The sequence below is a fragment of the Microlunatus sp. GCM10028923 genome, from assembly GCF_042666975.1.
Lineage (GTDB): Bacteria > Actinomycetota > Actinomycetes > Propionibacteriales > Propionibacteriaceae > Microlunatus.
In genome coordinates this window covers 84,343-95,349 of record NZ_JBHTFF010000011.1, presented here as the reverse complement: position 1 = coordinate 95,349, position 11,007 = coordinate 84,343, and the positions used below count along the sequence as shown (strand labels likewise).

General features: G+C 70.7%; 10 protein-coding genes. 5 read left to right on the top strand and 5 right to left on the bottom strand.

The window, feature by feature from the left end; translation table 11 throughout:
* Positions 1–4: 4 nt before the first annotated feature.
* The 3 genes from ACFQU4_RS24830 to ACFQU4_RS24820 all read left to right on the top strand — a co-directional run bounded on the left by ACFQU4_RS24830 (position 5) and on the right by ACFQU4_RS24820 (position 2,467).
* Entirely contained in the window at positions 5–1,282 is a 1,278-nt protein-coding gene (locus tag ACFQU4_RS24830) for a VWA domain-containing protein (RefSeq protein WP_377497126.1), read from the top strand.
* A gap of 4 nt (positions 1,283–1,286) precedes the next feature.
* Positions 1,287–2,129 (top strand): FHA domain-containing protein, encoded by an 843-nt coding sequence (locus ACFQU4_RS24825; protein WP_377497124.1) that lies wholly within the window; start codon positions 1,287–1,289, stop codon positions 2,127–2,129.
* Positions 2,130–2,242: 113 nt separating this feature from the next.
* Complete coding sequence (locus ACFQU4_RS24820; protein ID WP_377497122.1) at positions 2,243–2,467, top strand: DUF3107 domain-containing protein; 225 nt, start codon at positions 2,243–2,245, stop codon at positions 2,465–2,467.
* 1,243 nt (positions 2,468–3,710) lie between these two features.
* On the opposite strand, the gene ACFQU4_RS24815 is transcribed toward ACFQU4_RS24820, so the two are convergent.
* From ACFQU4_RS24815 to ACFQU4_RS24800, 4 genes are read right to left on the bottom strand one after another with little or no spacing between them, the layout of a single operon-like run.
* Positions 3,711–4,928, bottom strand: a complete 1,218-nt coding sequence (locus ACFQU4_RS24815) for an ABC transporter permease (protein ID WP_377497120.1) — start codon at positions 4,926–4,928, stop codon at positions 3,711–3,713.
* Positions 4,925–5,656, bottom strand: coding sequence for an ABC transporter ATP-binding protein (locus ACFQU4_RS24810; protein ID WP_377497118.1), 732 nt, complete (start codon positions 5,654–5,656; stop codon positions 4,925–4,927). The genes ACFQU4_RS24815 and ACFQU4_RS24810 overlap by 4 nt, the downstream gene beginning before the upstream one ends.
* Positions 5,653–7,122 carry a peptidoglycan-binding protein gene (locus ACFQU4_RS24805; RefSeq protein ID WP_377497115.1) on the bottom strand — a complete coding sequence of 490 codons (1,470 nt, stop codon included), beginning with the start codon at positions 7,120–7,122 and terminating at the stop codon, positions 5,653–5,655. The genes ACFQU4_RS24810 and ACFQU4_RS24805 overlap by 4 nt, the downstream gene beginning before the upstream one ends.
* Positions 7,123–7,126: 4 nt before the next feature.
* Complete coding sequence (locus ACFQU4_RS24800; RefSeq protein WP_377497113.1) at positions 7,127–8,113, bottom strand: hypothetical protein; 987 nt, start codon at positions 8,111–8,113, stop codon at positions 7,127–7,129.
* Positions 8,114–8,258: 145 nt separating this feature from the next.
* On the opposite strand from ACFQU4_RS24800, the gene ACFQU4_RS24795 reads away from it, so the two are divergent.
* The gene (locus ACFQU4_RS24795; RefSeq protein WP_377497111.1) at positions 8,259–8,921 is read left to right on the top strand and encodes a response regulator transcription factor; all 663 of its coding nucleotides are present in this window, start codon (positions 8,259–8,261) and stop codon (positions 8,919–8,921) included.
* On the top strand, positions 8,918–10,222 hold the full coding sequence (locus ACFQU4_RS24790; protein WP_377497109.1) for a sensor histidine kinase: 1,305 nt from the start codon (positions 8,918–8,920) through the stop codon (positions 10,220–10,222). Before ACFQU4_RS24795 ends, ACFQU4_RS24790 begins: the two co-directional genes overlap by 4 nt.
* Here the strand turns inward: ACFQU4_RS24790 and ACFQU4_RS24785 are convergent.
* Entirely contained in the window at positions 10,106–10,786 is a 681-nt protein-coding gene (locus tag ACFQU4_RS24785; RefSeq protein ID WP_377497107.1) for a ferritin-like fold-containing protein, read from the bottom strand. The genes ACFQU4_RS24790 and ACFQU4_RS24785 overlap by 117 nt on opposite strands.
* Between the last annotated feature and the right edge of the window lie 221 nt (positions 10,787–11,007).

Here is an 11,007-nt window from a genome sequence, read left to right as displayed (position 1 = left end):
CCTGATGGCCGAGTTTTCTGCCGCTGTTTATCAGAACGAGTTCCTGCCCGACGGCGGCACCGACGTGAACGCGATCGTCACCGTCACCTGCACCGGAGCCGGTCAGGCCGGACAGAGTGGCGGTGCGGCGGGCGAGATCATCATCGTCGACACGTCCGGGTCGATGGGGACGACCAACATGAACGCGGCCAAGGTCGCCGCGGCCGCCGCGATCGACCAGATCATCGACGGCACCTGGTTCGCGGTCGTGGCCGGGAACCACCAGGCCTACCTGGCGTACCCGCCGGTGCGGACCGGCGCCGGCATGGTCCAGATGGACGCCGGTACGCGAGCGGCGGCGCACCAGGCGGTCAATGACTTCACCTCCGAGGGCGGCACCGCGATGGGCACCTGGCTGACCCTGGCCGGGCGGCTCTTCGACTCGGTGCCGGGGCTGGCCCAGAAGCACGCCATCCTGCTCACCGACGGCGAGAACCACAACGAGCTGCCGGAGCAGCTGACCGCCGCCATCCACAACGTGACCGGCAAGTTCCAGTGCGACTGCCGCGGCGTCGGGATCGACTGGCAGGTGGCCGAGGTACGCCGAATCGCGCAGGCGCTGCTCGGCACCGTCGACATCATCCCGCAGCCGGAACAGATGGCCGACGTGTTCGCCGAGCTGATGCAGCAGGCGATGGGCCGCGGCGTGGCCGACGCGCAGCTGCGGGTCTGGTCGCCGCAGGGCGCGCAGGTGCAGTTCGTCCGGCAGGTGTCGCCGCAGCTGGAGGACCTGACCCATCGCCGGACCGACGTGAACCCGCTGACGGGGGCGTACCCGACCGGGGCCTGGGGCGACGAGTCCCGCGACTACCACGTCGGGATCCGGCTCGCCGCCAAGGGAGTCGGCCAGGAGCAGCTCGCCGCGCGGGTGCAGCTGTCCCTCGGCGACGAGGTCGTGGCGCAGGGTCTGGTCAAGGCCCGCTGGTCCAACGACGATGCCCTGACCACCCGGATCGACCCGGCGGTCGCCCATTACACCGGGCAGACCGAGCTGGCCGACGCGATCAAGGTCGGCCTGGAGGCGAAGGCGGCCGGCGACGACGCGACGGCGACCGCGAAGCTCGGCCGGGCGGTCCAACTGGCCGCGCAGACCGGAAACGACGAAGCGACCTCGCGATTGCGGAAGGTCGTCGACATCGACAACGTGGAAACCGGTACCGTCCGGTTGAAGCGTTCGGTGGACAAGGCCGACGAGATGGCACTGGACACCGCCTCGACCAAGACGACCAGGATCAAGGGTTGATTCCATGACTGTCACCTGCCCGGACGGGCACGTCTCCACCTCGGACGACTACTGCGACGTCTGCGGCGCGCCGATCGTCGCGTCCGGCGGAGCCGCTGCCGCCCCGGCACCCGCCCAGCCGGCGGCGTCCTCGGGCACGCCAGCGAGCAGTACGTCGGCTCCGGCCGCCGAGGTGAGCTGCCCGAACTGCTCGGTGCCGAACCCGCCGGAGGCCTTGTTCTGCGAGGCTTGCGGGTACGACTTCACCACCGGCACCATGCCGCGGACCGCCGAGGCCGGCGGCGCTGGCGGCGGCGAAGCCGGAGCTGAGGGTGCCGACAGCGCGGGCAGCGGCGAGGCCGGTGCCGAGGCGGGCGGCGGCGATGATCAAGCCGGTGCAGGTGATCAGGCCGGTGCGGCGGCGAGCGGCGCAGGTGATCAGCCGGACGCCGGCACATTCGACTGGGTCGCCGAGGTGTGGATCGACCCGGACTGGTACGCGGTGCAGCAGAGCTCGGACCCGCTGCCCTCCGCCGGTCCGCCCGAGATCGTGCCGCTGCGCGCGAAGTCGATCTTGATCGGCCGTACCTCGCGGAGCCGGAACATCCACCCCGAGCTGCCCTGCGAGAGCGACACCGGGGTCAGCCGGCGCCAGTCCCAGCTGACCACCGACGGCACCCGCTGGTGGGTCGAGGACCTCGACTCCAGCAACGGCACCTTCGTCGGCTCGGCCAGCGGCCCGCTGCCGGAGCAGCCGATCCCGGTCGGCCCGAAGCACGAACTGGGCAACGACGACCGGATCTACCTGGGCGCCTGGACCCGGATCGTGATCCGCGAGGCGACCGACGACGAGAAGACCGTCGGCTGACGTACTCCGCCTTCGGCGAACAGGTTCTCGCCGCGGTGATCAACTGTGGCACGGTTGACGGTACGGTGTCCCACCCGGGCAGTGTCGGTAGGCAGAGGGTTTCAGGAGGAAGCGTGGAGATCAAGGTCGGCATCAAGCAGGTCACGCGGGAGATCGTGGTGGACACGAGCGACTCGGCCGACGACGTCGCGGCAGCCTTCACCAAGGCCCTGAGCGACGACGGCCTGCTCACCCTCACCGACACCTACGGCCGCAAGGTCCTGATCCCCGCCGCCTCCGTCGGCTACCTCGACCTCGGCGAGGAGAACGCCCGCACCGTCGGCTTCGGCAACGTCTGAACCCCGGCCCCCAAGCTCCGCCGACCGGGCACAAAAGCAGCCGTTCTAACGGCGTGTCGCTGCTCTTGTGCCCGGTCGATTGCGGGTCGGGCCGGAATCCGCGGCCCGGTCACCGGACGCGCGGACGCTCCCATCCCGATCGTGGGCACTCTGGAACCGTCCCGCGGGCGGCACGGGCTGCGGATCGCATCGATCGATAGACCCAGCACCGCATGCCGCACGGCGACCGCACCGCGCGTTGATGGCAGCCAGAACAGCTCCGCCCCCTCCTGCTCGAAGGCGAGTGGCGTCGAGTATCGAGACATCGATAGGGACCGCGCCGGTCGGGCTGACTCGCCACTCGAGCTGATCCGCTCGCTGTGACGCCGTGATTGATGGTCGCGCGCCCGACGATGTCAGTCGATGAGGCGGTCCTCCGGCGCGGCTCGTTCCGCCGCCGATGATCATCCCGCGCCGCCGCGAGTGGACGCTCTGACCGGCGAAATCCGCCGAAACCGAGGTCATAGCGTCCATTCGGCGATGACTCCAGGACGTCGCGGCGCCAAGGGCGGGCTGGTCCTGAGGGGGACGCGGGCCATCCGTGTCGGGCGCGCAGGAGGTCCTTGATGATCTTCGCCCGACCTTCCCGCCCATCTCCGGCGTCGCACGTCGACTCATCTCGGGCCCATCCCTCTCGCCCGACCACCAGCCAACCTTCACGGCCCGATCCTCCGGCCCGACGCCCCTGATCACATGGGCCGACCCCGACACCTCCTGCCCGTGCCCGACCCAGCCCGACACCCGCCCGAGTCCAATCTCAGCCCGAACCCCCCAGCCCGAACCCAACCCCAGCCCGAACCCCCAGCCCGAGCTCAGCCCAGCCCAACACCCCGCGCCGAGCCCTCGCAGTCCGTCCCACGCCTCCCGAGCCCTACGGATTCCGCCGTGAGTGCCCTGAGCCCCGCCCGCGCTGGCCCGACCCTTCCGAGTCCTTACCGCCCAGCCCTTCCGAGCCCTCACCGCCCGACCCTTCCGAGTCCTTACCGCCCAGCCCTTCCGAGCCCCGGCACCTAGACCCCATCCCCCATCCCTCTCGCTTCGGCTGTCGGCCCACGCGTCCGTACAGACTCTCGGCCCGACACCGCCCAGGCCCCAGCCCACCGGACTTCCCCATCACCGCCGCCCCTCCCCCGAATCGACCCGGCACAAGTGCAGCGACACGCCGCAGGAACGGCTGCTGTTGTGCCCGGTCGGCGGATGGGGGTTATTCGGCTTGGCGGAGGGCGGCCATGGGTTCGATCGCGGCCGCTTTGAGGGCCGGGTAGGCGCCGGCGGCGAGGCCGATCAGGGCGCCCAGGATCGGGGCCGCGACGGGGAGGGCCGGGTGCAGGACGGGGGTCCACTGCTGGGCCACCGACACACCCAAGATCACCAGCACGGCGAGGGCGGTGCCGATCAGGCCGCCGACGCCGCCGAGCAGGCCGCTCTCGACGAGGAACTGGGTGGCGATGTGCCGGCGGCGGGCCCCCAGGGCGCGGCGCAGGCCGATCTCGCCTGCGCGTTCCATCACGGACAGCAGGGTCACGTTGGCAATGCCGATGCCGCCGACGACGAGGGCCACCGCGCCGAAGGCCAGCAGCAGGGTGTTCAGGTCCGCCTGGACGTCGGAGCCCAGGCTGCCCGGCGGGGGCGGCGCGGTGACCCGGACCGACGTCGGGTCGTTCGGCGACGCGGCGATCGCGGCCTGGCCGGCGACCTGCTGGGCGGCGCCGAGCACGGTCCGCACCTCGACCTCGCTGGGCGACTCGAGTCCGTACCGATCGACCGCCGTCCCGTACGGCATGATCACGGCGTCGAGCAGTTCCGGCCGGCTGCCGGCGTCGCCGACGATCCCGATCACCGAGTACGGATGATCACCGATGAAGATCACCGGCCGTTGGTCGACCCGGGTGATCCCGAGCCGCTCCGCCGCCCGCTTCCCCAGGACGACCACCGAGTCCGCCCGCCGGTCGTGGCCGGCGTCGAAATAGCGTCCGGTGCCGAGCGATCCGCCGGTGGCCGCCAGCAGCTCGGCGCTGGTGGCGTACACCTGAAGATCAACCTGCTCGGAGCCTGCCGGATCGTTCAGGAGCACGCCGCTGATGGTCTGGTCGCCCAGGTCGACCTCGCTGATCGTCCCGGCCGCGACCACCCCGGCCAGCCGGGCGATCCGTTCGGCGACGTCCTCGGCGAGCTTCGGCCCCGACCCGTCCATGGAACCGAAGCCGGAGTCGGTCGGCTTGATCACGACCCGGGTGGCGGCCGCCGCGTCGAACCGTTCGGCGATCTGCCCGCCGGCGGTCTGACCGAGGCCGATCGTCGCAACCAGCGAGCCGATCCCGATCACGGTGCCGATCATGGTCAGCAGCAGCCGGGCCGGCCGGGACCCGATGCCGAGCACGGCCTCGTCCAGCAGGTCGGCCGGCCTGATCTTCGAGTTCACGAGGCTTCCTCCCGTTCCGGTCCCAGCACGCCGTCGGTCATCCGTACCCTCCGGTCGGCCCGGCGGCTGACCACGTCGTCGTGGGTGATCACCGCCAGCGTCAGTCCGTCGGCATGCAGGTCGTCGAAGAGCTCCAGTACGCCGGACGCGTTGGCCCGGTCCAGGTTGCCGGTCGGCTCGTCGGCCAGCAGCAGCGACGGCCGGCCGGCCAGCGCCCGGGCGATCGCGACCCGCTGCCGCTCGCCGCCGGACAACGTGCGGGGCGTGAACTCGCGCCGGTGATCAAGGCCGACCCGGTTCAGCGCCTCCATCGCCCGCTCCCGGCGCTGCCGCCGCGGCACCGCCTGGTAGAGCATCGACAGCATCACATTGTCCAATACGGTCCGGCTCTGCAACAGGTGGAATGCCTGGAAGACAAAGCCGATCCGGCTCCCCCGGACCGCCGAGCGTCGCCGCTCGGTCAGCGCCGATACGTCCTCCCCGTCCAGCCGGTACGTTCCGCCGGTCGGCTGATCGAGCAGGCCGAGCAGATGGAGCAAGGTCGACTTCCCGGAGCCGGACGGCCCGATGATCGACACGTACTCACCGGCCCGGACGGTCAGGTCGACTCCCCGCACGGCGTGCACCTCGGGCGGCCCCGGAAACGACCGGCGCAACCCGATCAACTCCACCACCGGCGCGCCGCCGACAGCATCAAGATCAGCATCGGGATCGAGATCGGTGATCATCGGCCGACCACCACCAGACTGCCCTCGGTCAGCGTCGCCTGCCCTTCTTCGACATCGGCGCCCGACTCGTCGACCGGATGCACCTCGGTCTGCCCGTCCGCGGTCAGCCCGGTCCGGACCCGCTGCATCCGGGTGCCACCGCCCTCGGCATCCTGCACCTCGACCTGGGTCGCGCCGTCCGCGGTGGCGAACAGGGCCGCCGACGGCACCGACAGCACCTCACCGTCACTGCTGCCGACCGAGATGGTGATCTTGACGTTGGCCCCGCGCAGCTCGGCGGCCTGCTTCGCGGTGACCTTGTCCGGCACCAGCGTGATCTCCCGGCCGTCGTCCTCGCCGTCGGTGATCTTGGTGACCCGGGCCTTCAGCTCGGTGCCGTCCGGCAGCTCCAGGGTCGCCTTCATCCCCTTCTTGAGCAGCTCGGCCTCGGCCGCGGTGACGGTCGCCACCACCTCCGGCTCGGTGCCGGCGACGGTCATCAGCGAGCCGGAGCTGGCGCCGCCGAGCTTGGCCGCCACCTCGTCGACGCGACGCGGCAGGTCCCGCAGCACGACCACCTCGTCCTGCGGCAGCGGCGTCGCGGCCGCGTCCCGGGCTTCGGCCAGGTCCTCCTCGGCATCGTCCACCGCTTCCTCGGCGTCCTCGACCGCCTTCCGTTCCGCCGTACCGGCTGAACGCTCCAGCAGCTCGTCATACTGCGCCTTCGCCACCGCGAGCCGATTCTTGGCGGCGGCGATGGCGGCCGAATCGCGCGGCTTCGCGTTCCTGGCCTTCTTCAGCTCCGCCTCGGCCTGATCGACCTGGCCCTGCGCGGACAGCCGTTCGGATCGCTTCGGTCCGGCGGTCGCGTCGGCCAGCGCCTTCTTCGCGGCGGCCCGCTTCTCCTTCGCGGCCTTCAGCGCGCCCTCGGCGGACTTCTCCGCCGACGACCGGTCACCGGCCGGTTCCGGCGGTTCATAACCAAGATCACGATAGAGCTCGGCGACGGCCTCGCCGACCCGGCTGTCGTACCGGCCGTCGGCCTCGCCCGGGTCGTAGCCGAGCCGCTTCAGGGCGTGCTGCAGCTGCTTCACGTCGGCGCCCTTGGAACCCGGCTGCAGGGTCCGGTAGTTCGGCGTCCGGCCGGTCAGCGCGATCACCGGTCGGCCGGACACCTCCAAGATCACCATCCCCTCGTCGATCATGGCGCCGACCTTGGGAATCTTGCCGGTGACCACGCCGGGTCCCCCGCTCCCCGGCGTGATCGTGATCTTGGTCGTGTCGTTGAAGCCGACATCGCCGCGGGTCACCACGGTCGAGTTCAGCGGTCCCTTGCTGACCGGTACGGTGACCGGCCCGGCCGCCGGCGGTTTCAGGTCTGCAGCGCGGTCGGCCGGCGACTGGATGAACTGGGCCGCCCCGAACCCGGCGCCGGCGGCCAGTACCGCGGTCGCCGACACCGCCACAACGAGTCGTCGTGCCGACACCCGATCACCCTCCCTGGTTCATCGTGTCGCGGTAGCGCTCCAGTTCGGACCGGTGCTCCTCGATGAAACGCTGCTCCAGCTCGCGACGTACGGTCTCGGAGGTCTTCGGGTAGTCGCCCCGGCAACCGACATCGGCCAGCGCCAGCTTGATCTCCTCGGCCCGCAGCTTCGCCGCCTTCTCCGGGTCCGGGCCCTTGCCCTCACTCGAGCCCGGGAATCCCATCGACACCCCGCCACGGTCGCCGCCCTCGTACTTCCAGCCGTTCAGGTCGGCCCACTTCTTCATGATCGAATCCTGCGCATCGTTGATCTTGGCGAAGCCGCTGTAGCCGGCGCCGGCCAGACAGCCCGCCCATTCGGTGATCAACGGCGCGACCCGCGAGTCGGCCGCGACCTGTTGATCAAGCTTGCCGATCGCTTCGAACAGGTCCTGGAACTCCTGGAAGTCGACCGGCTTGGAGTTCGGGAACACCTCCTTCTGCGCGGTTCCGCTGCAGCCGGTGTCGCCGCCTCCCGTGTTCATCGGGATACCGCCGCCGCCCCCACGGGTGACCGCCATTCCGCCGCCCTTGCCGTACAAGGCCTTCTGGTACGCCTCGCGCTGCTTCTTCGACATGCCATCGAGCCGCTTCTGGTTCGGATCGTCCGGCATGATGATCGGTCCCTCGTCCCGGGTGGTGATCCCGTAGCCGTACTTCTCCACCCAGCCGCGGTCGGTCAGATCGATCTTCGGCGGCTCGATCGGGTCCTGCGGCGGAACCGGTGTGTAGTCGAAGCCCTGCCCCTTCATGCAGCGGGCCAACGCCTCCTGGTAGGCCTGCTGATCGGCCTTCGACTTGTCCTTGTCCACCGGCGGGTTGAGGTAGGCGTCCAACGGGCGGCTGGTCGGATCGGCGCCCGGATCCTGGCCGGGGGCGGGGCCGGAGCAGCCGGCGACGAGCGCCAGCGCAGACGCCGCGATCGCCGCCCGGACCAGGTGGGTGACCTTCATCGTGATCTCCTCGATCGTTCGTGTCGATTCGGTGAGGTCAGGTCTATCGACGCGCCGGTTAGGCGGCGGTTCGGTCGCAACTAACCGCGGGCTAACCAGGCCGGTGGCATCCTGGGTGAGCCTGTCCAGGAGAAGGGACGTCCGGATGCGGATCCTGATCGTCGAGGACGAGACCGACCTCGCCGAGACGCTGACGACCGGTCTGCGCGGCGAAGGCTTCACCGTCGACGCGGTGCACGACGGGGACGCCGCGCTGACCTACCTCGGTGATCATGATGTCGACGTCGTGCTGCTGGACCGGGACCTGCCCGCGCTCTCCGGCGACGCCGTCTGCCGGGCCCTGACCGCGATCGGTCACCCGGCCCGGATCCTCATGCTGACCGCCGCCGGTACGCTCTCGGACCGGGTCACCGGGCTCGACCTGGGTGCCGACGACTACCTGGCCAAACCGTTCGCCTACCTCGAACTGCTGGCCCGGATCCGCGCTCTCGGCCGGCGCGGCGGCAGCTCCACCGCGGCGGCGATCCTGGAGCACTCCGGGGTACGCCTCGACCCGGCCCGCCGGCTGGCCGAGCGGGACGGCAAGCCGCTCCGGCTGACCCCGAAGGAACTCGGGGTGCTGCAGGTGCTGCTGGAGTCGGCCGGCGGCGTGGTCACGCCGGCCGAGCTGCTCGACCAGGTCTGGACCGACGACGGCGAACGGTCCCGCAGCGTGGTCAAGGTCGTGGTGCACGCACTGCGCCGCAAACTCGGCGAGCCCTCGGTGATCACCACCGAGTCCGGGCTCGGTTACCGGATGGGACGATGATCATGGGCCTGCGCTTCCGTACCCGCTTGACGATCATGATCACCGGCCTGGTCGCCCTGACCGGCCTGCTGCTGCTCGGCGTCGAGTACGTGATCATCAACCAGCTCTTCCGCTACTCCATCGCGGGCGCGGCGCGGGCCGCGCCGTCCTCGGTCTATCCGGCCGATCCGTCCTACACCGAGCCGTTCCAGACGACCACGCGCTACGCGGTCGAGACGCAGTTGGCCGACACCGTGCTGGCCGGTCTGATGCCGTGGTCGGTGGCGGCGCTGGTGGCCTGCACCGCACTCGCCGCGGTGCTGTCGTACCTGCTGGCGGGCCGGGCCGTCGGCCGGATCGCCGAGGTCACGACGATGGCCCGGGACCTGTCCACCCGGGACCTGCACCGGCGGCTGTCACTGCCCGGTCCGTCGGACGAGATCAAGGAACTGGGCGACACGTTCGACGCCATGCTGGACCGATTGGAGGCGGCATTCACGGCGCAGCAGCGGTTCGTCGCGAACGCCTCGCACGAGCTGCGGACCCCGCTCACGGTGAGCCGGACCGCACTGGAGATCCCGCTCCACCAGGGCCGGGTGCCGCCGACCATGGAAGGTTCGGTACGGACCGCGCTGAAGGCCGGCCAGCAGAGCGAACGGCTGATCAACGCCCTGCTCGCGCTGACCCGGTCCGACGACGTGGCGATCAAGGTCGAGCCGGAGGACCTGTCGGCGATCGTCGACGACGCCGTGTTCGACCTGGCCGAGCAGGCCGAACGGGCGGGCGTGACCATGATCAACCGGCAGCCGCCCGGCCTCGTCGTCGAGGCCGACCAGACCATGCTCGGTCAGGCGGTGAGCAACCTGATCGACAACGCGATCACGCACAACGAGGACGGCGGCACGGTCTGGATCGACGCGAGCCGGACCGGGGACAGTGTCGAGCTGCGGATCGAGAACACCGGCACCCTGCTCTCCGGGCACACGGTCGACCTGCTGAGGGAGCCGTTCTACCGCGGTACGGAGACCAGGCTGGCCACGACCCGGGGCCGGGCCGGCCGCAACGTCGGGCTGGGCCTTTCGATCGTCAACTCGATCGCCGCCCGGCACAACGGGACGCTCGAACTGACCGCGCGCAACGGGGGCGGACTCATCGCCGTCCTGAACCTGCCGGCGGGCGCCGGGCCGGCGCCTCGGCCGAAGGAGTCAGGCCTGCAGGCCGAGCCGCGCCATCCGGGCCGTGTGCCGCTCGACCAGCCGGGTGAACATCCGGCTGATCGCCGCCAGGTCAAGGCCGGGGCGGTCGACGGTGCCCGTCAATAGGCTGGTCAGCGCGTCCCGGTCGGCTGCGACCCGCTGGGCCTGACTGAGCGCCTCGCCGACCAGCCGCCGTCCCCACAGCGCCAGCCGGCCGGCGACCCGGCGGTCGGCCCGGATCGCGTCGGTCACCCGGGTCACCACGTACTCCGCCTGCAACTCGTCGGCCAGCACCTCGTTGACCAGGGCCCGGGTGTCGGCGTCGACGAAGGCGGCCACCTCCCGGTAGAAATCCGCGGCGAACCCGTCGCCCACGTACGTCTTGAGTAGGCCCTCCAGCCAGTCCTTCGGCGCCGTGTGGGAGTGGAACGCGTCGAACGGGGCGTGGAACGGCCGCATCGCCGTCATCACGTCGCTGCCGAGGTCGGTCAGCCGGGCCGCGACCCGGTCGAAATGGTCCATCTGCCGGGCCGCGAGCTGCGCGATCTCCACCTTGTCCGAGAGCGTCGGCGCGGTCCGCGCGTCCTCGGCCAGCCGCTCGAACGCGGTCAGCGTGCCGTACCCCAGAACACCCAGCAGATCCACGGCTCCGGCGAGATATTCCGGATCGGACGGTACGGCGGCGGTCATGGCAGTAGTCTGCCCGGTCGGCCTGGATTCGCGGGTTCGCTAGGTCGGCGGGTTACAATGCGACCTGGTGCGGGGTTTGTGCGCCTGCCGTACCGGCGACATCGTGCGCTGGAGCTGAGAGGCTCCCCGATGCTGCTGCCGGACCCGCCGCATCACGAAGACTTACACGGAATCGCAGACTGGCAAAGGGAAGATCCTGACTAACGAGACGCTAGCGGAGA

Bases quoted from the DNA above. Each gene is read 5' to 3' on its own strand.
- ACFQU4_RS24830 (WP_377497126.1), top strand. From the start codon at position 5: ATGGCCGAGTTTTCTGCCGCTGTTTATCAGAACGAGTTCCTGCCCGAC.
- ACFQU4_RS24825 (WP_377497124.1), top strand. From the start codon at position 1,287: ATGACTGTCACCTGCCCGGACGGGCACGTCTCCACCTCGGACGACTAC.
- ACFQU4_RS24810 (WP_377497118.1), bottom strand. From the start codon at position 5,656: ATGATCACCGATCTCGATCCCGATGCTGATCTTGATGCTGTCGGCGGC.
- ACFQU4_RS24800 (WP_377497113.1), bottom strand. From the start codon at position 8,113: ATGAAGGTCACCCACCTGGTCCGGGCGGCGATCGCGGCGTCTGCGCTG.
- ACFQU4_RS24795 (WP_377497111.1), top strand. From the start codon at position 8,259: ATGCGGATCCTGATCGTCGAGGACGAGACCGACCTCGCCGAGACGCTG.
- ACFQU4_RS24790 (WP_377497109.1), top strand. From the start codon at position 8,918: ATGATCATGGGCCTGCGCTTCCGTACCCGCTTGACGATCATGATCACC.
- ACFQU4_RS24785 (WP_377497107.1), bottom strand. From the start codon at position 10,786: ATGACCGCCGCCGTACCGTCCGATCCGGAATATCTCGCCGGAGCCGTG.